Here is a 24,198-nt window from a genome sequence, read left to right as displayed (position 1 = left end):
TCCGGCGTCCTCTCCGTTCCCCTGTCCCCTTCGCTCCTGTTTCCGCGATCACGACCCCACCGTCCGATCGCCACCGCAGCGAGCACCGCCGCGCAGGTCGCCGGGCCCTTCCCCCCCACGCCCGGCCGACCCGGCTCGACGGAACGCCTTCGGTTTCCCGGGGTTCCCGCACATGCCGCGCCGTCAGGTACCCGTGCGTGCTGCTGCCGGCTCCACGGAACGCGCCGAAGCGCACCGCCCCCGGCGACAGCGGTTACCCCTCGCCCCAGCGGGAGGCGTCGGTGATGTGGAGGCCGGGGTGATGGGCGAGTTCGGCGAAGTAACGGTGTCGGGACCACGCGGCGTGGTTGCCGATGACGATGAGGCGGCGGCGGGCACGGCTGACGGCGACGTTGAGGAGATTGGGGGACTGGGCCGCCCAGTCGCGGGAATTGCGTTGGCCGGCCCGGGTGCCCAGCACGAGGATCACGATGTCGGCTTCTTTGCCCTGAGTGGTGTGGACGGTGCCGACCCGTCTGCTCTTGCCCCTGGTGGGCAGCCGGCCCTTGGTGACGTTCTCGATCCCGGTGACGACGTCTCGGAACGGGCTGATGACGAACACCCGTTGGGCGAGGCGGCGCCGCAGTTCGGCCCGCATCGGGTCGCCCCGGCGGCGGTCGGCCGGGTCGGTCACCGCCCAGGCCGGCACCTGGTCCTGCGGCGCGGCGTCGAGTTCCTCCCGCAACTCGGCCAGCAGGCGGCCCTCGATCGTGTCGAGGGTCTTGCTCAGGATTCTTCCTTCCTCCGGTATCCACTTCCCCTGGGCGTCGACCGAGGTGACGTCCAGCCAGACGCTGCGTGTCACCGCCGGGTAGTCCGGACGTTCGCCGGTACCGAAGACCATCATGTTGTCGTAGGCGATGGCGTTGCTGACGTCGAACATCAGGTGGTCGCAGCGGCGGTGTACCCGCAGTGGCGAACCGACCCAGACCGGGTCGCCGTCCGGACCGGGCAGCGTGGTGCCGTAGGGGACGAGCCGGTCGGACAGGCGCTGGACGGAATGGCGGGTCGGGGTCCATTCCTCGTCCACGCCGAAGTGCGCGCGCAGTCGTTGCTGGGCGCTCCAGGGGAGGCAGACGACGGGTTCGAGCTGGAGCGGGTCGCCGACCACGATGGCGCGGCGGGTCCGCCACAGGGCGCCGGCAACCTGTTGAGGAGCGGCCTGCCCCGCTTCATCGACGAACAGCCAGCCCAACGATTCCGGGCCGAGTCCGGCGAACATGCGGTCGAGCGAGGCGAAGGTGGTGGAGACCACGGGGACGACGAGGAAGAGCAACTGCCAAGCGGCCCGCACCCGATCAGGGGCCAGATCCTTCGGGGCGTTGCCGCTGATGACGTCCATCGTGCCACGCATGCTTGCGCGCACCAGATTCGGCTCGGCGGCCAGCAGGGCTCGATGCAGGTTCAGCGCGGCCAGGAAGAGTTCACTGCGGGAACGGGCGAAGTCCTCGTCCATCCAGGGGGCGGACTTCTCCCGCTGCGCCGCGGCATCCTGGTCGTCCGGGGCGGCGTCCCACTCGGGCCCCGGCACGGCGGATCCGTATGTCCGCTCCGCCTCGGACAGGGTCCGTTGATCGGCGGCCCGGGCGGCCCGAGCCTGCGCGACCGCACGGTCGGCGAGTTCGACCCCCTCCCGCGCGGTGTGCCCGCGCTGTTGCTGGGCCGTGCACCGCCGTGTGACAGCGTCGAGCCGGGTCTGGGCGCTGTCGCGTCGTGTCCGCAGCACGGCGACCTCGGACTGGCTCTGCCGGAGTGCCTGGTCGACGCCGGCCAGCGTCGACTCCTTGTGGCGGAGCGCGGCGGCGAGCGGTTCGCGCTCGCGGGTCCAGCGTTCCCCGGCGCGGTTGCCGGACAGCAGGAGGCGTAGTCGACCGGGGGAGTTGCGGAGGTCGAAGGCACGTAACTCGTTCGCGGCGGCGGAACAGAGACTGCTGGCCAGGTCGGCTTCCTGTTGCCGTCGGGCGACTGCCGTCCCGGCGTCCCTCAGGGCGCTCTCGGACCGTGCGGCCGAGATCTCGGCTTCGCGCCGCTCACCGTCGAGGGCGCTCAACTCGCGCAGGACGAGGCACAACTCCTCACGTGCGTCCGCCGCGTTCGCCTCAGCCCGGCGGACCGGCAGGTCGCCCGCGCGTATCCGTTGACGGGTCTCGGCGATCCGCTGCCGTTGGGTCGCCAGACGTTCGGCTCTCTGCCGAGCACGGGTGAAGCGTCGCACGGCCTGGGGCCATGTGTCGGTGCCGAGCGGGGCGGGACGGGGAGCGCCGGGGCCGGACGTGTTCTCGGCCGAACCGGGTGGGGAGGTCCGCTCCGACCGTTTTCCGGCCTCGACGAGCAGATCGTGCAGGCCGTCACCCGAGCGCTGGTTCCCGGTCCGCCGCCGCGCGTTGCCCTGCCCGGGACCGCCTTGCCCCAGGCCGTCCGGTCCGGGGCCGCCCCGTGCGGGTCCGCCTGGTCCGGGACCGCCTTGTCCCGGGGCACGAGTGGGCTTCCTCTCATCCTGTCCCCACCAGAACCGCTCCTTGAAGGCCGAGCGGTTCGCCCGATTGCCCAGCCGCGCCGCGACCGCCCCCCAGGCATCGGATTCCAGCAGGAAGGTGGCGGGTCGCGCGAGGTAGTCCGCGTGCTCGCGCCACTCCTCGTCGACGGCGTCCCGGGCCGGGATCTCGGTGGTGACGTTCTCCACCGCGCCGTTGTTCGCCGAGGCGAGCAGCATCTCGAACCCGGTCAACGCGGCCACCGGCGGATGCACGGTGAAGGTCTGGCCGTCCACGGTCCACCGCACCGGCTCGCCGAAGGCGTCCCGTGCGCGCGGCAGGGCCGCGAGGCGCTCGGCACGGCGGACCACGAGCGCGGAGATGAGGTCGCGCAGCATGGTGGTCTTACCGGTTCCCGGCGGCCCGTTGACGGCGTAGACACCGCGGGCGTCATCGTCGCCCAGGGCGGCCAGGGCTGTGTTCACCGCGAACTGCTGGCTGAGCGCCAGGGGATGCCGGGCGGCGGCCGGCCATCTCCCCAGCGGCGTGGACTTCGGCTGCACCCCGTCCAGCAGGACCTCCGGGTGCTGTCGGACATCGATGCGGGATGCCCGCTCCGAGAAGGCGCCCGGGCGCAGATACTCCTCCAGTGCCCGGCCGGAGGTGCCCTGGGCCAGGGAGTCCGCGACGCGTGCGAGATCCGCGGCGATGAAGCTGTTGAGAAAATCCGACTGTTCGCCGTCCCGCGCCCGGCCGGCCCGTACCTGGAAGCTCTTGACCCGGATCGCGTCCGGCAGCAAGGAGCCGGCCACACCCAGTCGTTCGGCGACCCACCGGACCACGGCTGCCAGCGCTCGTACGTCGAGCGGACGGCTGCCGAGTTCGGGCGGTTCCTGATCGGCGATGTCCTCGTCGCCGTCGTCAGTGCCCGGCTCCTCGGCCGGTGCGGGCGAGTCGGCGGACGCCCGGGGTGCGGAATCGGGGCCGGCGGTCACGGCCTCCTTGGCCTTGTCGACGACCGTGGTCGCCGCTGCTTCTCCGGATTTCTGGATCGCGCCGGCCGCCATGGGCCCGAACACCGGCCCCAGCGCCGAGGACGCCGCCGAGGCGAGTACCCCGATGCCGCCGGTCGCCGCCCCCAGCACCACGTTGGCCGCCACCCCGGCGATGGCCCCCAGGGCGGCGTGCCGTGCTGCCGAGGTGCTGAGGGCGCCGTTCACCACCGTCAGCTTTCCGTCGGCGAGTTGCAGCAGCCTGCCCAGGCACTGTTCCTCGTCCTTGTCGAAGCCGTCCAGCCATGTCGTGTCATCCGGTCCCGGGGCGTGGGCTCGACCGACGGCCCAGGCACACGAGGACAGGACCGGGGTGTGCATCAGTAACCGGCCTTCGTGGTTGACCGTGAAGCTGAGCAGCGCACTGTGCCCGGCGTGCCGACCGTCGTAGTCCTCGTCCTGGTCGTCCCGCCCGAAAACCTCGCAGAGCACCTCGCGCATCCGTGCGATCTCGAACACCCCGGCGTAAACGGTGTGCTGCCACACCTTTCCCGGCTCCAACTGCTTGCGTTCGAGGGCGTGCCGGGGTTCCCAGGGCAGCGGCCGCCCCGCTTGGACCGGGAAGACGTTCTTCTCCGTGTCCACGCTGTCGACCGTGGGCGGACTGAACAGCTCCACCGCACGCCAGTACCGCACGATCGCCGCCCGACGCCGCCGCTCCACGGCCCTTCCCACCACCGACCGCTCCCTTGCCACCAGCACAATGAGGCGGTCGAGCCTACATCGGCCGGCACGACGAGTTGAGTGGTCCGTGGGCGGTGAGGGAGCAGGCGGGTACGAGAAACGCTTCGCGGACGTCTGCTTGCCTTGTCAGCGGATGCGGGGTCGTTCGTGGCTGAAGCCGGGCGCAACCTCGTTCGGCAACCCAGTGGTGAACGTCCCGCCGCTGGGTTGCCGAACGGAGGCTCTGCCACTGATGGCCGCAGCGAGCAGCGAGCGCCCCCGCCGACCAGCCACCGCCCCCCGCCCCCCAACCCCCAACCCCTGGCCTCGCCCGGCCGCCTCGTCCTGCGCCGGCGGGCGCAACCCGCTGAGCATGGTGCGGAGCATCGGCTCCAGGTAGTCGGGGTCGCCGTTGATCTTGGCGATGGCGACGATCATGTCGAAGATCTGCTCGAGCGTGAGGTCGGCGCGGATCTCGTGGGCGGCCTGGGCGGCGGTCAGCAGGGGGCGGCCGGCGGTGAGTGCCCGGGTGCGGTTGCTGTGGCGGAGGGGGCTGTCGCGGTCGGTGTGCTCCAGCAGTTCGGAGACGATGAGGCGCTTGCTCGGGATGAAGGCGAAGAGCCGGCGCAGCCAGTCGGTGAGCGCCGCGCCCGGCGGCTGCGCGTCGCCGCCGGCGCCGGCGGCCTCGCACAGGGCGTCGACCTCGTCGACGTAGAGGGCTTCGAGGAGCTCCTGGCGACCGGGGAAGTTGCGATAGAGCGTGGCCATGCCGACACCGGCCCGCCGCGCGACCTCGGCCATCGAGACCTCGACGCCCGGGTCGGCGAAGGCGGTACGGGCAGCCGCCAGGATCTTGTCGCGGTTGCGCGCGGCGGCTGCCCGCCTGGTGGGGAACGTGGCCTTGTCCGACGTCATCAAGAGTCCGTCCGCCGAGGTCGTCAGAGATTGGTGGACAGCCTATCCGCCATTGGTTAGGCTGTTGCCGGACAGCCTATCCGATAACTACCGGTACGGCTTCTCGTCCAGCGCGATCGCGCCCAGTGTGAACGGACGCGGCGTGATCGCACGCGGCGTGATCGCACGTGGCACCAACGCACGCGGCACGAACCCACTCGGCGCGAACGCGCCCAACACCAACCCCCAGCAGCGTCCAGGAAAGGCGGCCGCAATGTCCTCCCGAGACCCGTCGACGTCCTCCCCCGATCCGTTGACCCCATCGACGCAGAACGTCGCGAAGCCGGGGGTGCGCCTGGCGGTCGTCGCCGTCATCGCGTGTCTGGCGCAGTTCATGGTGGTGCTGGACTCGAGCATCGTGAACGTCGCACTCCCCGCGATGAAGGCGGGGCTCGGCCTGTCGGTCGGCGCGCAGCAATGGGTCGTCGACGGGTACCTGATCACCTTCGGCGGTCTGTTGCTGCTCGCCTCGCGGGCAAGCGACCTGTTCGGCCGCCGCCGGGTCTTCCAGATCGGGCTGGTCGTGTTCACCGCCGCCAGCCTGCTCGGGGGCCTGGCCCAGGACGGCGTGATGCTGCTGGTGGCCCGCTTCGTCCAGGGGGCCGGCGCCGCCGCGCTCGGGCCGGCGAGCCTCAGCCTGATCACCGCCAGCCACACCGAACCCGGCAGGCGTACTCGCGCGCTCACCTGGTGGGGGGTCGCGGCCGCCGGTGCCGGAGCCGCCGGCATCGTGCTCGGCGGCGTCCTCACCGCCTCGCTGAGCTGGCGCTGGGTACTGCTGGTCAACGTCCCGATCGGCGCCGGCCTGCTCGTCGCCACGTTCGTCGCCCTTCAGGCATCCACCGCCTCCGAGCGCCGCACCCGGATCGACGTCCCCGGCGCCGTCACGGTCACCCTCGGCGTCGCCGCGATCGTCTACGGTGTCTCGGCCGCCCCGCAGGACGGCTGGGCGTCCGGCCAGGTGCTCGCCGCGATCGCCGCCGCAATCGTGCTGCTCGCCGCGTTCCTGCTGATCGAGAGCCGCACCCGTGAGCCGCTGATCCCCCGGGAGGTGTTCGCCGAGCACAACGTCCGGATCGGCAACGTCCTGACCGGGTGCCTGGGCCTCGTGATCACCGCGCCGCTGTTCTTCCTGTCGCTCTACCTCCAGCAGGTGCTGGGCGAGACCGCGCTGCGCGCCGGACTGTCCTTGCTGCCGATGGCCGTCGTGATCAGCGTCGGCGTCCTCACCTCCCAGAAACTGATCCCCGGGGTCGGCCCGAAGCGGCTCGTGCTGGGCGGTGGCCTGATCGCCGCAGGCGGGCTGGTGTGGCTCGCCCAGTTGCCGGTCCACTCGGCCTACGCGGTCCACGTGCTGGCTCCCACCCTGATCGTCGGGGCGGGGATGAGCGTGATGATGATGCCGGCGATCGTCGCGGCCACCACCGGCGGCGACCCGCGCAACGCGGGGGTCGCCTCGGGGCTGATCAACATGTGCCGCCAGATCGGCGGCGCGCTCGGACTCGCCGCCCTGGTCACCGTCGCCTCCACCGTCACCCACCAGGGCCACACGACCGGTCCCGAGTCGGTCGTCCACGGCTACCGCACCGCCCTGCTCGTCGCCGCCGCGGTAAGCCTCGCCACCGCCGTGCTCTCGCTCCTGCTCAAGGAACCCCGGGCCTCCGCGCCCGCCGCACCGGCACGGCGTGATGAGGCAACGGCCGATGCCGGCCGACCAGGATGAACGGACGCCTTCGCCACGGTGACTGCCCGGGGCCCGCCACGGTGACCGTTCCAGCCGGCGGCCCCGACCGCGTCGTGCCGGGTCGGCCGCCGACCGGAGCCGCTCCCCGGGCCGGCGCGGTGCTCACGCCGGGCGCGTCAAGCGCGGGGCGGCCCCCTCAGCCCGCTCCCGTTGCCTCCGGGCCGCCGACGCGCTCCCGCACGAGAGGGAGGAAGAGGTCGTTGATGATCGTTTGGATGCGGGCGGGCGTGAGGGGCTTGAGGTTCATGAACAGGTCGTGGCGTACGAGGTCGAAGGGCATCGTGAGTGCGGCGGGCGGGATGCGTTCGAGGTCGATCTCGCCGCGGTCGTGGGCGCGTTGGTAGATGACCTCGGCGCCGGAGAAGGGGTGGTCGCCGAGGAGTCTGTCGCGGGTCTGCGCGGGGGGCAGGCCGGCCTCGGCGAGCAACCCGGAGAAGGCGGTGGCCGCGGCGACCGCGGTGAAGGTCGCGCGGGCCCTGCTCATGCCGGTGAGCAGGGCGTGCAGATCGCCGGACAGCGTGCCGGTGTCCGGGGTTTCGACGGGGTGGGTGCGGCGGTAGTGCTCGATCGCGGCGAGTACGAGCTGGTCCTTGTTGGGCCAGCGGCGGTAGAGCACCGCGATCCCGGTTCTCGCCCGCGCGGCCACCGACTCCATCGTGAGGTTGGCGAAGCCGACCCCGACCAGCTCGTCCCACGCCGCTTCCAGCAGCGCCGCTTCCAGCTCCGCACCGTGCCGCCGCCGACGCACCGGCTCCGAGGCGGGCCCGCGCCCGGACTCCGGCGCCGACTTCCCCGCGGACGCCGATGCCGGTCGGCTCCCGGACTCCGACTCCGGCTGACGCGCCGGCTCCGAGACGGGCCTCTCCGCGGCCCCCGATTCCGGCGCGGACTTCCGCGCGGGCCCCGATGCCGACCTCTCCGCGGCCCCCGATTCCGGCGCGGACTTCCGCGCGGGCCCCGATGCCGACCTCTCCGCGGCCCCCGATTCCGGCGCCGACTTCCGCGCGGGCCCCGACGCCGGTCGGCTCCCGGACTCCGCGGCGGATCGACGCCCCGACTCCGCAGCAGGCCGTCGCCCGGACCTCGACGCCGGTCGGCCTCCGGCCCCCGACGCCGGCCGGGGCTCCCCCGACTTCGGCCGACGCTCCGGCGACGCCGACCGGGGCTCCGGCTCCGAAACAGGTCGCACAGGCTCTGAGCTGGGTGTTGTCACCTCCTCAGGGTAGAGAGGTTTGCATTCCTTAGCAAGCTCACCTACGCTCGCCGCAAGAGATGGATTGAACTCTTAGATGGCTTTTGGAGATGGATTCCACTCTTGATTTCAGGACCGGCCGCCGGCCGGGACGACAGGTGAACGCGCGGACGCCGGGACGAAGCCGCCACGCCCGAAAGCGTGAACGCTGCCCCAGCGGGAGCCGCGCGAACCGTACGGGTCGGGACGCCGGACGCGTCGCCCGAGGACATGCGAAGGAGATCAGGACCCATGACCGGGACCCCCCAGGACTTTCAGCGCACGTCGTTGCGGTACCGCTTCGATGACAGCGACATGGACACGTTCTTCGCCGGGGCGATGGGCTGGTCGAAGGCGGGCGGGCTCGACGCGGGCGAGTTGTTCGCCGTCGCGCAGGGGATCGCCGACGGGGACGGGGAGAGCTGGACGCGGGAGTTCCACGCGCACGCCCGGCGCCAGCGTGCCGTGGCGGACGACCGGCTGGCGCGCGGGCGGTGGCGCAGTGCGGCGGAGGCGTTGTTGAAGTCGGCGGCGGCGGTGCGTTCGGCGTGGCAGTTCTGTGCGCCGGGGCCGGAGCTGACGCGGCTGCTGGGTGAGACGCGGGCGACGTTCCGCGAGGCGGTCGGGTTGTTCGGGTGGCCGGCGCAGTTCTTCGGCGTGCCCTACGAGGGCGCTGAGCTGCCGGCGCTGCTGCTGCGGGCGCCCGACCCGGCCGCGCCGACGCTGGTGGTGGTCGGGGGTGCGGACTCCGCGCTGGAGAACCTGTTCTTCACGATCGGGCGCGGTGCGTGGGAGCGGGGGTTCAACGTGGCGATCGTCGACCTGCCCGGCTCCAACGCCACCGCGCTGGACGGGCTGCACTGGACGGGTGAGTCCGAGCGGCCGGTCGGCGCGACGATCGACGCCCTGCTCCGGCGCGGCGTCGACCCCGCCGGGCTCGTCCTGGTCGGCTTCAGCCTCGGCGGGTACTGGGCCACCCGCGCCGCCGCGCACGAACCGCGGCTGGCCGCCTGCGTGGCCAGCACCCCCTTCCCGCAACCGCGTGAACTGTTCGGCAGCGCCGCCGTGGCCGCCGCCGGCGAACGCGGCGCCGCACGCCGCAACACCGCTGCCCTGCTGTGGAAGGGCGGCGCCACCAGCATGCCCGAACTCGCCGCGCGCATGGACACCTGGATCGTCGACCCCGCCGACGTCCACTGCCCCTTCCTGTCCATCGCCGGCGGCGCCGAACCCACCGTCCTGATGCGCCAGGCCCTCGACTGGCACGAACGCCTCGACGTCCCCCGCAAGGACCTCATCGTCTACGACCAGGCCACCGGCGCCGACGCCCACTGCCAACTCAACAACCCCACCCTCATGACCCAGGACATCACCGACTGGATCACCGACACCCTCCACACCACCGAATGAACCACCCCACCACCCGGAAACCCACCACTCCCAGCCGCGCACACCCACCACGGCGCCGGGCGACACCGTAGGAAGAGGCATCGTGAGCCGAGCCGTTCATCGCGAGGAGGCCGTCGTCTCCGCAGAGGCGCCGTCGCCTCCGGGGCGGCGCCGGCGGCTGGTCGGGGGCACCACCGCGAGCCGGGGTACGGTCCGAACCGGCGTGCGGTCTCCCGGCCGGTGGGGCAACTCGGTTGACGCAGGCGGCAGTTCACCGACGAGCCGGGATCTCCGGTGACCGCCGATGCGGTTTCCCCTCGGCCCCGGAGGTCATCGCCTCTGCCCCGGAGCCACCGCCCCGGCCCCGGCGGCCGTCACCTCAGCTCCGGAAGTCACTGCCCCGGTACCGACGTCATCGCCTCCGCCCCGGACGCACCGCCCCGGTTCCGAGGTCACCGCCCGCCCCGGAAGTCGCCTCCCGGACGTCACCGTCCCGGAAGGCGCCCTCCCGGACGTCACCGTCCCGGCATCCACCGTCCCGGCATCCACCGCACCGGAAGCCACCACCCCGGCCCCCCGAAGTCATCACCTCCCGCCCCCGATCCCACCGAAGGCTGCCATGACCCCTGTCCCTCGTGCTGAGCCCAGCCCGGATCCGGCCGTTGCGGCGACCGGCGTACCCGGGGTGCGCGGGGGCCGGTCGTCCGCGCTCGGTGACTTCCTCAAGGCCCGGCGGGCGCGGACGGACCCCGGTTCGGTGAACATCGTGATGGACCAGCGCCGACGGCAGGTCCACGGGCTGCGCCGCGAGGAGCTCGCGGGCCTGGCCGGCATCAGCACCGACTACTACACCCGCCTCGAACAGGGCCGCGAACGCCACCCCTCCACCCAGATCCTGGAATCCCTCAGCCGGGCACTGCGCCTCAACGACAACGAGAGCGGCCACCTGTTCCGGCTGGCAGGACTGGCGGCACCCCGGCCCACCGCCGGTCCCTCTCCCGAAATGGCCCTGCATCTGCGGACGTTGCTCGATTCGCCGCTGCTCAGGACGCCGGTCACGGTCATCGGTCCCAGCCTCGACATCGTGGACCTCAACCCGGTCGCCGCGGTCCTCTACGACGGGTTCTCCAGGACCGAGAATCTGCTGCACATGGTCTTCCGCGACCCCGCTGCCAGAGCCTTCTTCGGTGAATGGCACGCCACCGCCCGCACAGCGGTGGCCCGGCTGCGGGCCTCGTCGGCGCAGTTCCCCGACGACCCGCGGATCACCGACACCGCGGTACAACTCGGCGCCTCCAGTACGGACTTCGCGGCACTCTGGGCGCAGCACGAGCTACGGCCGAGCCCGCTCCCGACGAACCAGTTGATCCACCACCCCCTCGTCGGCGACCTGCATCTCTACTGCGGTGCGTTCGAGATCGTCTCGGCACCTGGACACCACATGCTCATCTTCACCCCGCAGCCCGGCAGCGAAAGCGCCCGACGCATCGAACAACTCCCGCTCTGACAATGCGTGCGGTCGGCGCTGTCGACCCTCCGGGCGCAACGGGTTCGCGCTCCAGCGCCGGTGCTGTCGACGATCCGGGCGCAGTCGCCTCGGTCTCCGGCGCCGCTGCCGGGAGGGAGCCGCCGATGTGACGGTGCATCGGCACGAGGCCGGCGCCAGCCGAGGTAACGCGATGGATGAGGCACCAGCGGCCGAGACGGGGCTCCGGAGTCTCCGATTCCGGTGCGAGCAGGGCCAGTTGCCCGAGTGACAATGCGTACGCGGCGCTCGGCCGCATCATGGGCCGCCGGCGTCACCCCGCGGCCGACCGTGGCGTACACCACCGTCGGACGAACGTCGGACAGAACGCCGGACCGAACGCCGCGCTGAACACCGGACCGATCGTGCCGCCGGAGTCGGCTGCCACGGTCGGGGAGCCGTCGTCATCGCCGCGCCGCGCCGCGGTGGCAGCCCGGTGGCCGGATCGGCGTGGGCAACGCCGACGCTCCGTGTTCATCGCCCCGCAGGGTTCGCGACGTTGCGAGCGCGGGACCCCCGTGCGCCGGGCGGAGGTGGAGGCCGTTCCGTAGCGGCACCGTGGCGTCCACGCCGGGCGGACGAGGCGGGCCCGTGCGGGAGCGGAACCGCACCGCGGGGCGGGCTGCGCGCACCTCGCCGGTCGCGGCTCAGCGAAGCGCCGACGTCGCGTCGGCGCCGTGTTGACGTCGCGTGGTCGGCACCCAAGCGGAATCGGCCACCGGCGTCGTAACCGGCCGGCCGGACCGGCCGCCGACGCTCCCCTGCGGTGGTCGCCGCTCGCGACGACCGCCCGGACCTGCGGGCCGTCGTGCGGGTCGGTGCGCCGGCGGAGAAGGGGGAGAGGGGACCCGGAGTGCCGTTCCCATAAAGGGAATGGAATACGGCCCGAAACGAGCAGATCGGGCGAACGCCGCCGAACGCTTCCGCTTCGACTCCGGAAGGCCGTCCCAATGGCGCCCTGATGCCATTCTCTTCCGCAGTCCTGCCCGCCCTGATAAGGTCCACGATTGCATAGTCGATCTACTGCACAATCGTGTGTCATGCGAATTCCGGGCCCGTACATTCCGGACAGCGAACGCGGCAACACCCCTTCCCGTCCGAACTCGGATTCGGTGCGCGACGTTTCAGGTACTTCCCACACCCTCGGAACACTTCCGCTGAAGGGCTACGCAAATGATCAAGAAAGAAATGGACCAGGTCCTCGCCGCCTGGCTCTCCGGCTCCGACAGTGCCTGCGGAATGGAAAACCCCGCCGGTCCGCTGTTCGCCGGAACGGTCTTCTCCGTGACGGACTCCCTCATCACGATCGAGGAGCCGTCGATCACGATCGAGGAGCCCTCGGTGGTGGAGGCGCTGATCACGATCGAGGAGCCGTCGATCACGATCGAGGAGCCGTCGATCACGATCGAGGAGCCCTCGGTGATGGGCGCGCTGATCACGATCGAGGAGCCGTCGATCACGATCGAGGAGCCTTCGCTGGTCGACTCCCTCATCACCATCGAGGAGCCTTCGATCACGATCGAGGAGCCTTCGCTGGTGGGCGCGCTGATCACGATCGAGGAGCCGTCGATCACGATCGAGGAGCCCTCGGTGGTGGAGGCGCTGATCACGATCGAGGAGCCCTCGGTGATGGGCGCGCTGATCACGATCGAGGAGCCGTCCATCACGATCGAGGAGCCTTCGCTGGTCGACTCCCTCATCACCATCGAGGAGCCGTCCATCACCATCGAAGAGCCCTCGCTGGTGGAGGCGCTGATCACGATCGAGGAGCCCTCGATCACCATTGAGGAGCCTTCGCTGGTCGACTCCCTCATCACCATCGAGGAGCCGTCCATCACCATCGAAGAGCCCTCGCTGGTCGACATGCTGATCACGATCGAGGAGCCCTCGATCACGATCGAAGAGCCCTCGCTGGTCGACATGTTCATCACCATCGAGGAGCCCTCGGTGCTGGAGGCGCTGATCACGATCGAGGAGCCGTCCATCACCATCGAGGAGCCGGGGCTCGTCTACGCGTGATCCCTGGGTGACGTATCGCGGAAGCAGCCGGTGGTGGATTGGACGGGGTGATGGACGGCTCACGGACGGTACCGGGCGCGCAGGCGCCCCGCGGTCTCTTCCACCGCCCCGTCGCAGCGCTCACCGCCGACTGGTCCGCGCGGATCGGTGAACGGCTGGCGGGTGTCGGGGGACTGGAGGACCGGGACAGACAGGTCATCGCCCGCGACGCCCGCCAGTATCTGCTGGCCGGCACCGAGACCAGGCTGGGCCGCACCCTGCTGCTGGAGTTACGCGCGGCCTCGCTCACCGGACAGCTCGACGCCCCCGATCCCCGGGAGCGCTGGAACGCCTTCCTCGACCACGCGCGCGGCCCCGCCTTCCGGGACGGGCTCGACGCGCGCTATCCCACGCTGCGACCCCGGCTGGACGCGGCGGCCGGCAACCTCGTGCACGCCGTCACGGTGCTCGCCGAGCGGCTGGCAGCCGACCGCCCGGCGCTGGACCGGCTGGCGGACCGGCCGCTGGGGAACCTGCTGGGCCTCACCCTCGGACAGGGCGACCCGCACCGCGGCGGCCACACCGTCTCCCGGCTGCGCTTCGACGGCGGTTCGGTCATGTACAAACCACGCCCGGCCCAGGTCGACGCCGCCCTCGACACGTTCCTCGCCGGGCTGCTGCCGGAGGCTCCCGAACGCGTCAGGACGCCGCGCACCCTCGCCCGGCCCGGCTACGGCTGGGCCGCGTTCGAGACGCACCGGCACTGCGCGGACGATGCCGAACTGGCCGCCTTCCACCGGAACCTGGGCCACTGGCTCGCGGTGATGCGGCTGCTCGGCGGCACGGACCTGCACGCGGCCAACGTCCTGGCGGTCGGGCCGGTGCCGGTGATCGTGGACGCCGAGACGATGTTCACCCCCGCGCCCCCGGGCCCGGCCGGGCCGGACGCCACCTCCGCCGCCCGCCGCATCCTCGGCCGCGCCGTCGTACGGACCGGCATCCTGCCGGCGCGCAACGGGCTGGTGGCGGGGATCGACTACTCCGCCGTCGGCAGGCTCCCCGGCGAGCAGCCCGCGCTACGGGTGCGCGGCATCGCCGACGCCGGCACCGACGAGGCCCGGCTGGTCCAGCGGGAGGCCAGCCCGTCGGCGTTCCTCAACCACCCCTGCGCCGACCCGCAGCCGGAACGGCACTGGGAGGAGATCGTCGCCGGGTTCGAGGAGTTGTCGGCCCGGATGCGCCGGCTGGACGCGGCCGGCTCGCTCGCACCGCTGCTGGACCTGTTCCTCGGCGCGGACGTCCGGCTGGTGCGGCGCTCCACCCAGGTCTACGGCGACATCCGCACGATGCTGACCCATCCGGCGGCCTTCCACAACGAGCCGGCGGCGTTGGAGCGGGCCCGGCTGACCCTGCGCCGGCACGCCCGCGGCAACCCGTCCGCACCCCGTGACGAGGCGGCCATCGACGCCGAACTCGCCCAGATCCTCGCCGGCGACACCCCCGTCCACACCCTGACCCTCGGAGCGGCGGAGCTGCGGGAGGCGCTGGAGGAGTGGCGCTGCGCGGACCTGGCGCGCGAGGCCCGCTTCGTCACCCACGCGCTGCCCGGCCTCTACCGCGACCCGCACCGCGTCGAGTCCCGCGTCGTGCACCGCGTCGAGCCCCGCCCGGCCGGTGCGGAGCAGGCCGTACGGTCCGATGGGCAGCAGGCCGTACGGTCCGGTGCGCCGGGCGAGCGGTCGGCCGCCCGGGTCGAGCAGCGGCGGCGCGGGCTGGCGGCGGCCTCGGTCACCGTGCTGCGTGACACCGCCGTGCACGGCGCCGACGGCTCGGTCAGCTGGATCGGGCCGGTGCTTTCCGCCGCGGGCTGGGGCGTGCGGGAACTGGGGCCCGACCTGTTCAGCGGCCAGGCCGGCGTCGCGCTCTGCCTGGCCGCGTACCTGCGCGAGGTCCGGCACGACCGGGCCGAACCGGTGGACGGGCTCACCGAGTTGGTCGCCGGCGCGGTCCGCGGCCTCCAGGTCGCGGAGTCGTCCAGGGCGTTGCCGCGGCACGGCGCCCTGACCGGGTTGCCGGGACAGGTGTGGACGTGGCGGACGCTGGGCGCGCTGCTGAACGACCCCGCGATGACCCGGCGGGCCGTCGCCCTCGCCCGGCGGATCACCCCGGACGGCGATCCGCTCACCGGCTGGGCCGCCGGACCGGCCGGCGCCGCCGTCCCGCTGGCCGACCTGGCCGCCGCCACCGCGGACCCGGGCCTGCGCGCCGTCGCGGACGGCCTCACGCAGACCCTCCTCGCGTCGGTCGACGGTACTGACGACGGTGGCGCGGCCGACAGTGGTACGGCCGACCGCGGTACGGCCGGCGCCGCCGGGTTCCTCAACGGCCCGCTGGGCACCGCCTGGGCGCGGGCCCGGCTGACCGGTGGCCGGCAGCCCGACGACCTGTCGGGGCCGCCGTGGTCACCCGCCACCGGGCACGACGCCGGCTGGTGCCGCGGTGCGGCCGGTACCGCGCTGGCCGCCTGCGACCTGTTGGCGCGCACCGGCGATCCCCGCTACCGCGAGCCGGCGCGTGCCGCCGCGGAGGCGGTACTGGCCGCCGGGTTCGGGCACGGCAGGTCGCTGTGCCACGGCGACTGCGGACGCTGGGAGGCGCTGGAGTCGGCCCGGACCGCCCGGGTCGGCGCCGTACTGCCGGACCGGGACGTACTCGCCGCAGCCCTGCTGGACGAACTGGAGCACGCCCCCACGGGTTCGGGCGCCGTGGAGGCCACCGCGCCGGGACTGATGACCGGGCTGGCGGGAACCGTGCTGACCCTGCTGCGCATGCACCCGGACCACGGGGTACCGGCGGTCCTGCTCCAGGGGACGGTGGGCGGCGGCTGAGGCGGTCGGCGGGTCGCTGCCTGCGGCCTGCGGCTTGCGGTGACCCGTGTTTCCCGGCGTGCGGTGGGGTGTTCGGCGCGTGGCCGGACCCGGGTCGGCGGTGGGGTGTTCGGCGCGCGGTCGGATTCCGGGTGTTCAGCGGGTTCCGTATGTGCGGACGGACCAGGGGCGGCGGCTCTCCGCCCTGCGGCGGACGTTCCCGGCGCGGCGAGGCGAACCCTGGCACCCGGTGGATTTCGGTGCGCGGTCGAACCGTTCAACGGGCTCCGGGCGAACGGCCCGACCCCCGCATGCGGCAGTGCCGAGGCAAGCCGCAATCCCCACCCGGGCGGCGCCTCCCCGACCCCCGCATGCGGCAGGTCCCCGGCGCGCAGCCGAACCCGGCCCGCGCGACCGTACCGCCGGCGCAGCGGCCCCCGCGTCCAGCGACCCCGACCGCGTCGGCCCTCGCCACGCAGCCGTCCCCGCCCGCGCGACCGCTCTCCGGCGCGCAGCCGAACCCCGCCCCGCGCGACCGTACCGCCCGCGCAGCGGCCCCCGCAGGGCTCAGCCCCGGGCGTCCAGTGCCAGCAGGCTGTCGCGCAGGGCCGTGACGAAGACCTCGACGGACTCCTCGCTCAGCGTCAACGGCGGGGTCAGCCGCAGCCAGTTCTGGGCGTGGGCGGCGGACTCCAGCAGGACGCCGCGTTCGATCATCAGGTCGACGACGGCGGCGGCGCCGTCGGGGGCGTCCGGGGCGGAGAGGCCCTCGATGCGGATGCCCAGCAGCAGCCCGAGGCCGCGCACCTCGCGTACGCCGAGTCCCTCGGCGGCCAGCGCCTCGATGCGGGAGCGCAGGAGCGCGCCGGTGCGTTCCGCCTGCTCCAGCACCCCCTCCTGCTCGATGACGTCGAGCACGGTGAGGCCGGCGGTCATGCCCAGCAGGTGGCCTTCGAACGTCGAGTTGTGGATGTAGGCGCTGGCGATCGACTTGTACACCGACCGGTGCACCTGCGCGGTCATCAGCACCGCCGCCACCGGGGCGATGCCGCCGCTGAGGCCCTTGGAGACCACCACGAGGTCGGGTTCGACGCCGGCGTGCTGGAAGCCGAACCAGCGGCCGGTGCGGCCGATGCCGGTCAGGATCTCGTCGCAGATCAGCAGGGTGCCGTGCGCCCGGCAGCGGTCGGCCACCTCGCGCAGCGCCTGCGGGTCCCAGACCCGGGCGCCGCCCAGCCCCTGCACCGGTTCGACGAACACGGCCGCCACGTCGTCGGCCGCCAGCGCCTTCTCCAGCGCCGCCACGTCCCCGAAGGGCACCCGGTGGCGGCCCTCGGGGGTCCAGTGCGGCACCGGCCGGCGCCAGTAGTCGTGGCCGGCCAGCGGCAGCGGACCCGGGGTGAAGCCGTGGAAGCCCTCGCCGAAGGCGACGAACCCCTGCCGTCCGGTGGCCGCCATCGCGAACTTCATCGCGTTCTCCACCGCCTCGGAGCCGCCGGTGCAGAAGTACACCCGCTCCAGGTCGGCGCCCGCCAGGTCGCACAGCCGCGCCGCCAGCAGCCCGGAGGCGGCGGGCACGCCGATCGGTACCAGGAAGGGACTGCCCGAGCGGATGACACCGGTCAGCGCCTCGACGACCCGCGGGTGCCGGTGGCCCAGCGTCGCGCCGCCGTTCTGCGCCAGCATGTCGAGATAGCGGCGGCCGTCCGCCCCGGTCACGTACGCGCCGTCGGCGCCGGTGAACAGTTCGGGCCAGCCCTTGGCCTTGATCACGTCGTGCCGGAACGGGTTCACGGCCCGCCGGTACGCCTCGACGGGATCGATCGCCTCGAACTCCATACTTCGCCCTTCTCGCCGTTCGCGGGGCCATGCCGTGCAATAGCGGTTCGCGAAGCAAATACGCAGGTGCAAGGAGCAATCGGGGGAGAAGCTATCCGAGAGGACGGCCGCACGTCCATCCTCGGCGGCGGATAAATTCGGCGCTTCTCAAGCGCGGCGGGCGCGTGCCATAATCCCGGAGCGCGTGTCACAAACGCACCGGGCCGCTCAGCAGAAGGCGGGAATTGGCCGCATGGGGGATACGAAACAGGCCATCGCCGATCCCGTCCTCACGCCCCTGCACCGCAATCGCGACTTCACCCTGCTGTGGAGCGGCCAGGCGGTCTCCGCCCTCGGCAACGAACTGTCCGCCATCGGATATCCGCTGCTCGCCCTGGCGGTGACCGGCTCGGCGGCCCGCGCGGGCCTGGTCGGCAGTTCGGAACTGGTCACCATGCTCGCCCTGCTGTTACCCGCCGGAGCCACCGCGGACCGGCGGCCGCGCAAGCAGGTCATGGTGCTCAGCGCGCTGCTTCAGGCGCTCGCCCTCGCCAGCGTCGCGGTGGCCGCCGCCACCGGGCACGTGACCCTCGTCCACCTGGTCGTCGCCGGTGCCCTGGAGGGCGCCGGGTCGGCCTACTACCTCGGCGCCAACCGCGGCGCGCTGCGCCGGGTGGTGCCGCCGCCGCAGCTGCCCACCGCGCTGTCGCGCAGTCAGGCCCGCGACCAGACCGCCTCGGTGATCGGACCGCCACTGGGCGGTCTGCTGTTCTCCGTCGCCCGCTTCCTGCCGTTCGCCTTCGACGCCTTCTCCTTCGGCGTCATCGCGGTCACCTCCGCGCTGGTGCGCCAGCCGGTCGACCCGGTCGCGGCGACCCAGCAGGCAGGCCCGCAGGGGGTGTTGCGCCGGCTGACCGCCGGCCTGCGCTTCGTGGCCGCCGACCGCTACCTGCGCACGGTGGCGGCGTGGGCGGCACTGGTGAACTTCACCGCCACCGGCATGATGCTCAGCGTCATCGTGCTGGCCCGCTCGCGCGGCGCCGGCCCCTCGACCATCGGCACCATCAGCGCGATCTTCTCGGTGGGCGGTCTGCTCGGCGCCCTGCTGGCCCCGACCCTGATCCAGCGGTTCTCCCGGCGCACCCTGGTGCTCCTGGCGTCCTGGCTGCTCGTACCGTGCCCGGTCGCGATGTTCTTCGCGCCCTCGCCGGTGCTCATCGGAGTGGCCGGCGCGGTGTCCGTCTGCGCCGTCTCCCCGGTGAACGTGATCCTGCTCAGCCGCGCCTACGAACTGACCCCGCACCACATGCAGGGCCAGTCCGGCAACGCGATGCTTTTGCTCGGCTTCTGCCTGAAGTGGTCCGCCCCCACGGTCTTCGGCGTCCTCGCCGACACCGCGGGGCCCGGCACCGCGGTCCTCGTCGGCGCCGGCCTGTACGGCGTCACGGCGATGTGGCTCCAGGGCAGGAGAGTTTTGCGGCAACTCGAAGCGCCCGTATCGCACCCGGCCGGCGTCGAGGTGTGACATCCCCGATCGGGAGGCACCATGACCGAGAACGACAGCGTCGACGACAACTGGCAGACCGCCGACGACCTGCTGACCGACCTGTTCGCCCGCGCCGAGGCCCGTGAGGACCCGTACCCGCTGTACGCGCGGGTGCGCGACCTCGACCCGGTGCACGTCACCAGCACCGGCCGGGTCTACCTCACCCGGTACGCCGACTGCGCCGCGGCCATCCGCAACCCCGCGCTGGGGGCGCAGAACCAGGCGTGGATGGACGTCGTGTCGCCCGACTGGCGCACCCACCCGTCGGTGGTGCAGAACATCGAGTCGGTGCTCTTCCAGAACCCGCCGGAGCACACCCGGCTGCGCAAGCTGGTCAACAAGTCCTTCACCGCCCGCCGGGTCACCGCGATGCGCGAGAACGTCTCAGGACTGGTGGAACGCGCCCTGGACCGGCTGGCCGACGCCGCGTCGGACGGCGGCGTGGTGGACGCCTACGACATGCTGGCCAGAACGCTGCCCACCGCCGTCGTCGGCACCCTCATCGGCATCCCCGAGAAGGACTGGGACATGCTGCACGACCCCACCTCCTCCGTGATGCAGGTGGTGGAGGTCGGGGTCGGCCCCAACCGGCTGGTGGACGCCGACCGCGGCGCGCTGCAACTCAACGACTACTTCACCGATCTGATCGAGCAGCGCCGCCGCCAGCCGCAGCAGGACATCCTGTCCGACCTGGTGGCCACCGCGGACGCCGACCCGGACAACGGTATGACCGACACCGAACTGCTGCGCATGGTCATCCTGTTGTTCGGCGCCGGGGTCGACACCACCGTCGGCCTGCTGTCCAACGGTCTGATCGCCTTCCTGGACCACCCCGAACAGGCCCGGCTGCTCCAGGAGGACCCGGCCCTGGCCGGCCGCGCGGTCGACGAGGTCCTGCGCTACGACTCGCCCACCCACGTCGTGGTGCGGGTGGCCGCACCGGGAGCCGAGGCGGGCGGGGTGCCGGTCGCGCCCGGCCACACGGTGTTCTCCATCACCGGCGCCGCCCACCACGACCCGGCGCAGTTCCAGAACCCGGAGGTCTTCGACATCACCCGCACCGGCACCACGGTGCTGTCCTTCAGCGGCGGCATCCACTTCTGCGTCGGCGCGCCGCTGGCCCGCATGGAGGCCGAGCTGTTCTTCCCGGCGCTCCTGCGGCGCTTCCCCACCCTCAGCCTGGCCGGCCCGCCGGTGCGGCGCGGGTTCGTGGTGCGCGGGTACTCCTCGTTGCCGGTGACCGTCAAGTAGGCGCCCGCCACGCGCCGCACGGCCCACCGGGGCGTGCGGCGCGCGGCGCGGTACGCCGCCGGGTCAGACCGGGACCGCCTCGATGACGCTCTCGGTGCGGGAGGCGCGCACCCGTGAGGCGTCGACCGACCGCACCGCGAAGCCGGCCGCCTCCAGCAGCGCGGTGTACTCCTCGCGCGAGCGGTCGTGGCCGTCGAGCATCACCATCATCAGCAGGTCGATGAGCTTGGCCTGCGTGTCGAGCGGGTCGCCGCCGCGGGCCGGGGCGGTGTCCTCCAGGTACTCGAACACCAGCAGCCGCCCGTGCGGCGGGACGGCCTGCCGCACCCGGGCCAGGATCGCCGCCGCCCCCTCGTCGTCCCAGTTGTGCAGCACCCGCGAGAGCGCGTAGACGTCCGCGCCGGCCGGCAGCACACCGGCGTCGAAGAAGCTGCCCGCGACGAACTCCACCCGGTCGGCCACCCCCGCCGCCGCCAGCCGTTCGCGGGCCTGCCCGATCGACTCCGGCAGGTCGACCAGCACCCCGCGCGCCGACCGGTGCCGGCCCAGCACCCGGGCGAGCAGCCCGCCCTCCCCGCCGCCCACGTCGACGAACGAGCCGACCCCGGTCAGGTCGCACCGGGCGAGCGCGGCCGGCACCGCAGCCGCGCCCATGGCGGCGTGGAAGGTCGCGGCGGCCTGCGGGTGCTCGCCCAGGTAGTCGTAGAACGGCGTCCCGGCGAGCCGGTCGAACGCCGGCCGGCCGGTGCGCAGCGTGTGGGCGATCTCGCCGAACGACCGGTGCACCTCCTCACCGAACATCAGCGCCGTCGGCTGGGCGGACCGTGAGGTGTCGGCGCACAACAGGCGGGTGACGGAGGTGAGTTCGAAGGTACGCGGCTGAGGCTCGTGCAGCAGCCCCTGGGCGGCCAGCACCCGCAGCGTGCGGTACAGGGTGCGGGTGTCCGCCCCGGCGGAGGCGGCCAGCTCCTCCACCGTGCGCGGACCTTCGGCCAGCAGGTCGGGCACCCCGAGCCGGGTGACGGCGTAGACCGCCTGCGCGATCCAGCCGCCGGTCAGCACCGCGAACAGCGCGGCCCGGTCGGCGACCCCGGGCCGCTGCTGCCGGTCCGCCGGGGCCGGTGGCGGCGGCGCCTGGCTCATCCGGCCGGCTTGTCGCCGGCGCGCAGCCGGGCGCCCAGCACCCGTACCGTCTCGGCGGCCGAGATCGCGTGGGCCCGGCGGGTGCCGTGCCGGCCGTCGGAGGCGTACATGCCCGGCTCGCCGGACGCCGGATGGGGCGTCAGGTCCACGTGCAGCGTGCCCAGGTCGGCCGCGATGGACCGGGTGCGGTCGGCCAGGTCGAAGAACCGCGACCGCAGCCCTGCGCGCAGCTGCTCCGGCACCGCGGGGGAGTGCGAGCCGTCGAACATGCTGACCAGGATGACCTCGGCGCCCGCGTCGCGGAACGCCCGCGCCATGGCGTGCAGGTCCTTGCCGACCGCGTCCGGGTCGTAGGAGCGCGACAGCGCGTTGAAGCCGCCGGCCGCGACCAGGACCAGGTCCGGCCGCTGCGCCAGGGCGGGTTCGAGCTGGGTGGCGCGGACGTCCCCGGAAAGGGTGTTGGCCCGCCCGAGGTTGGTGTACGCCGTGCCGGGCCGCGCGTCGGCAAGTTCGGCCGCGATCCGGTCCGCCCACGGTTCGTCGGGGAAGCCCGGGCTGGCCTCGCCCAGTCCCTCGGCGACGCTGTCGCCGATCACGGTGAAACGGGTCCAGGGGTGGCCGGCCAGCAGCGCCGCGGCCTCCCCGTCGTTCAGGCAGTACGCGTCGGCGGCCTCGCCGGTCAAGACAGGTATCGGCATGGGAGGACTATGGCCCACCGGCCCCGGCCGTACAAGCCTGCTCGCGGCGGCGGGCGCACCGCAAACCCACCCGCCCGACGCGTCCCGCCCGTTACGGGCCTGGCGCACCGTCGGCTCCGCCCGCGATACTCCCTGACGGGTTGTCGAGCGCGGCACGGGCCCGCCCGCCGCCGCCGAGCAAGGGAGCGCGCCATGCCGGGTACCGGCGACGCCTGCGTCGTGATCGGCTGCGGGCTGGGAATGATCAGCGAGATCGACAAGATGCTGCCGCCCGGGTCGGTGACCGTCGTGGAGGAGGCGGACCTCATCGAGTCCGGCGGCCTGCGGGAGCGGGCCGCCCGCTGGCCCTGCGTGGCCGCGGTGGTCGAGGGCCCGGCGCAGCGCCAGGAGGCCGCCGAGCCACCGCCGTTGGCCGCGCTGGCCGACGCCGCGGCGGTGATACCGAGCACCGAGTACGGCGTGGTGGCCACGGCCGTCTACGCGCGGGCCGCCGGCCTGCCCGGCGCCGGGGTGGCGGCCGCGCTGGCGCTGCGCGACAAGGCGCGGCTGCGGGAGGTCGCCGGTGCGGCCGGCATCGCGCAGCCGGACTGGGCGCGGGTCGCGGACCCGGCCGCGGTACGGGCCTTCGCCGCCCGGCACGGCGGCCACTGCGTCCTGAAGCCCGCCGACCGGCAAGGCAGCCTCGGCGTGCGGCTGCTGGGCCCCGGGGACGACGTCGACGCCGCCTGGCGGGCGACCGCGGCGGCCGACGACGGCGCGGCCCGCAGCGCCGGCTGGACCCCGGGAGGCCTGCTGGCGGAGCAGCGGCTGCTCGGGCCCGAGGTCAGCGTGGAGGCGCTGGTCGCCGAGGGGGAGGTCATCTGGTCGAACGTCACCGACAAGGCGCTGTGGCCCGGGCCGTTCCCCGTCGAGGCCGGGCACACCCTGCCGTCGGCCCTGCCGCCCGAGGTGTGCGACCGGGTGGTGGCCGCGACCCGCGCGCTGATCGCCGCGGTCGGCTACGGCACCGGCGCGCTGCACAGCGAGTGGATCCTGGTCGGCGGCACCGAACCGCACCTGGTGGAGTGCGCCGGCCGGCTGCCCGGCGGGGCCATCGTGCCGCTGATCGACCAGGCGTACGGCGGTTCGCTGGTGGCCGACCTGGTGCGGGTGCTGCGCGGCGAGCGCCCCGACCGGGCGGCGCGGGCCGGGTGCGGCGCGGCGATCCGGTTCGGCGCGGCGGAGCCGGGCGTGGTGCGCGCGGTGCACGGTACGCAGGAGGCCGCCGCCGTCGAGGGGGTGTTCGCCGCCGTCGTCACCGCCAAGGAGGGTTCGGTCGCCGGGCCGGTGACCAGCGGTTTCGACCGCACGGTCCACATCCTTGCCACCGGGGCGGACGGACCGCAGGCCGCCGCCGCAGCCGAGAAGGCCGCGGCCCTGGTACGGATCGAGACGGTGCCCGCCGACGCCTGACGGCCGACGGCCGGTGCGCTCGCGCAAGTCCGCGACCCGGTCCGGGACGTCACCGGACGGCAGGAACGCGGCGGCGCCCGGGGCCGTCACGGTGGCGAACGGGCACGCCGCAGGTGTTCGACAGGCCCGAGGTGCGTCCGGCGCGGTCCGGGTCGATCAGCGGCGGCGTACGGGCGGACCGCGGCGTTCGAGCTGCGCGAGGCGCGTCCGGCGCTGCCCGTGGCCCGGGTCCGCCGGTCCAGTGGCCCGGTGGACGCGCGCACCGGGCTGCCGCGTCCGCGCGGCGGTCGGGCGGGGGTGCGGCCGGTCCGGGCGCACCCCCGCCGCGGGCCGGGCTCAGGCGCGCCCGGCGGG

At 73.4% G+C, this 24,198-nt stretch carries 14 protein-coding genes; 8 read left to right on the top strand and 6 right to left on the bottom strand.

Annotation, left to right across the window (positions count from 1 at the left end):
* Positions 1-253 precede the first annotated feature (253 nt).
* Both POF43_RS35040 and POF43_RS30420 read right to left on the bottom strand, forming a co-directional pair.
* A complete protein-coding gene (locus tag POF43_RS35040; protein ID WP_271324129.1) occupies positions 254-4,243 on the bottom strand; it encodes a DEAD/DEAH box helicase in 3,990 nt (1,329 codons plus the stop codon).
* Positions 4,244-4,375: 132 nt separating this feature from the next.
* On the bottom strand, positions 4,376-5,143 hold the full coding sequence (locus POF43_RS30420; protein WP_282704868.1) for a TetR/AcrR family transcriptional regulator: 768 nt from the start codon (positions 5,141-5,143) through the stop codon (positions 4,376-4,378).
* A gap of 253 nt (positions 5,144-5,396) precedes the next feature.
* Between POF43_RS30420 and POF43_RS30415 the strand changes: the two genes are divergently transcribed.
* A complete protein-coding gene (locus POF43_RS30415; protein WP_271324742.1) occupies positions 5,397-6,905 on the top strand; it encodes an MFS transporter in 1,509 nt (502 codons plus the stop codon).
* 157 nt (positions 6,906-7,062) lie between these two features.
* Here POF43_RS30415 and POF43_RS30410 read toward each other — a convergent pair whose 3' ends face one another.
* The gene (locus POF43_RS30410; protein WP_271324741.1) at positions 7,063-7,674 is read right to left on the bottom strand and encodes a TetR/AcrR family transcriptional regulator; all 612 of its coding nucleotides are present in this window, start codon (positions 7,672-7,674) and stop codon (positions 7,063-7,065) included.
* Positions 7,675-8,409: 735 nt separating this feature from the next.
* On the opposite strand from POF43_RS30410, the gene POF43_RS30405 reads away from it, so the two are divergent.
* From POF43_RS30405 to POF43_RS30390, 4 genes are all read left to right on the top strand, one after another.
* Positions 8,410-9,567: an alpha/beta hydrolase family protein gene (locus POF43_RS30405; protein WP_282704867.1), complete on the top strand. Its 1,158-nt coding sequence runs from the start codon at positions 8,410-8,412 to the stop codon at positions 9,565-9,567.
* Positions 9,568-9,850: 283 nt separating this feature from the next.
* The gene (locus tag POF43_RS30400) at positions 9,851-11,053 is read left to right on the top strand and encodes a helix-turn-helix transcriptional regulator (RefSeq protein ID WP_308217780.1); all 1,203 of its coding nucleotides are present in this window, start codon (positions 9,851-9,853) and stop codon (positions 11,051-11,053) included.
* A 1,191-nt stretch (positions 11,054-12,244) separates the two neighbouring features.
* The gene (locus tag POF43_RS30395) at positions 12,245-13,090 is read left to right on the top strand and encodes a DUF6229 family protein (protein ID WP_271322118.1); all 846 of its coding nucleotides are present in this window, start codon (positions 12,245-12,247) and stop codon (positions 13,088-13,090) included.
* A gap of 50 nt (positions 13,091-13,140) precedes the next feature.
* Positions 13,141-15,957, top strand: coding sequence for a type 2 lanthipeptide synthetase LanM family protein (locus POF43_RS30390; RefSeq protein WP_271322119.1), 2,817 nt, complete (start codon positions 13,141-13,143; stop codon positions 15,955-15,957).
* A 546-nt stretch (positions 15,958-16,503) separates the two neighbouring features.
* Here the strand turns inward: POF43_RS30390 and POF43_RS30385 are convergent.
* Positions 16,504-17,775 carry a class-III pyridoxal-phosphate-dependent aminotransferase gene (locus tag POF43_RS30385; RefSeq protein ID WP_271312485.1) on the bottom strand — a complete coding sequence of 424 codons (1,272 nt, stop codon included), beginning with the start codon at positions 17,773-17,775 and terminating at the stop codon, positions 16,504-16,506.
* A 232-nt stretch (positions 17,776-18,007) separates the two neighbouring features.
* On the opposite strand from POF43_RS30385, the gene POF43_RS30380 reads away from it, so the two are divergent.
* Positions 18,008-19,279, top strand: coding sequence for an MFS transporter (locus POF43_RS30380; RefSeq protein ID WP_271312484.1), 1,272 nt, complete (start codon positions 18,008-18,010; stop codon positions 19,277-19,279).
* Positions 19,280-19,300: 21 nt separating this feature from the next.
* A complete protein-coding gene (locus POF43_RS30375; protein WP_271312483.1) occupies positions 19,301-20,551 on the top strand; it encodes a cytochrome P450 in 1,251 nt (416 codons plus the stop codon).
* A gap of 63 nt (positions 20,552-20,614) precedes the next feature.
* Here POF43_RS30375 and POF43_RS30370 read toward each other — a convergent pair whose 3' ends face one another.
* Together POF43_RS30370 and POF43_RS30365 are read right to left on the bottom strand one after the other, a co-directional pair.
* Positions 20,615-21,694, bottom strand: a complete 1,080-nt coding sequence (locus POF43_RS30370; RefSeq protein ID WP_271312482.1) for a methyltransferase — start codon at positions 21,692-21,694, stop codon at positions 20,615-20,617.
* Positions 21,691-22,392, bottom strand: a complete 702-nt coding sequence (locus tag POF43_RS30365) for an SGNH/GDSL hydrolase family protein (RefSeq protein WP_271322120.1) — start codon at positions 22,390-22,392, stop codon at positions 21,691-21,693. The genes POF43_RS30370 and POF43_RS30365 overlap by 4 nt, the downstream gene beginning before the upstream one ends.
* Before the next feature lie 192 nt (positions 22,393-22,584).
* On the opposite strand from POF43_RS30365, the gene POF43_RS30360 reads away from it, so the two are divergent.
* The gene (locus POF43_RS30360; protein WP_271322121.1) at positions 22,585-23,844 is read left to right on the top strand and encodes an ATP-grasp domain-containing protein; all 1,260 of its coding nucleotides are present in this window, start codon (positions 22,585-22,587) and stop codon (positions 23,842-23,844) included.
* Positions 23,845-24,198 lie beyond the last annotated feature (354 nt).

It is taken from the genome of Streptantibioticus silvisoli, from assembly GCF_027947535.2.
Classification (GTDB): Bacteria; Actinomycetota; Actinomycetes; order Streptomycetales; family Streptomycetaceae; genus Streptantibioticus_C; species Streptantibioticus_C silvisoli.
This window is presented reverse-complemented; position numbering and strand designations above follow the sequence as displayed.

Excerpts from the sequence above, each read along its gene's own strand:
- POF43_RS30360 (WP_271322121.1), top strand. The coding sequence starts at position 22,585 with ATGCCGGGTACCGGCGACGCCTGCGTCGTGATCGGCTGCGGGCTGGGA.
- POF43_RS30375 (WP_271312483.1), top strand. The coding sequence starts at position 19,301 with ATGACCGAGAACGACAGCGTCGACGACAACTGGCAGACCGCCGACGAC.
- POF43_RS30390 (WP_271322119.1), top strand. The coding sequence starts at position 13,141 with ATGGACGGCTCACGGACGGTACCGGGCGCGCAGGCGCCCCGCGGTCTC.
- POF43_RS30385 (WP_271312485.1), bottom strand. The coding sequence starts at position 17,775 with ATGGAGTTCGAGGCGATCGATCCCGTCGAGGCGTACCGGCGGGCCGTG.
- POF43_RS30395 (WP_271322118.1), top strand. The coding sequence starts at position 12,245 with ATGATCAAGAAAGAAATGGACCAGGTCCTCGCCGCCTGGCTCTCCGGC.
- POF43_RS30380 (WP_271312484.1), top strand. The coding sequence starts at position 18,008 with ATGGGGGATACGAAACAGGCCATCGCCGATCCCGTCCTCACGCCCCTG.
- POF43_RS30365 (WP_271322120.1), bottom strand. The coding sequence starts at position 22,392 with ATGCCGATACCTGTCTTGACCGGCGAGGCCGCCGACGCGTACTGCCTG.
- POF43_RS30415 (WP_271324742.1), top strand. The coding sequence starts at position 5,397 with ATGTCCTCCCGAGACCCGTCGACGTCCTCCCCCGATCCGTTGACCCCA.
- POF43_RS30405 (WP_282704867.1), top strand. The coding sequence starts at position 8,410 with ATGACCGGGACCCCCCAGGACTTTCAGCGCACGTCGTTGCGGTACCGC.
- POF43_RS30370 (WP_271312482.1), bottom strand. The coding sequence starts at position 21,694 with ATGAGCCAGGCGCCGCCGCCACCGGCCCCGGCGGACCGGCAGCAGCGG.
- POF43_RS30400 (WP_308217780.1), top strand. The coding sequence starts at position 9,851 with ATGCGGTTTCCCCTCGGCCCCGGAGGTCATCGCCTCTGCCCCGGAGCC.
- POF43_RS30420 (WP_282704868.1), bottom strand. The coding sequence starts at position 5,143 with ATGACGTCGGACAAGGCCACGTTCCCCACCAGGCGGGCAGCCGCCGCG.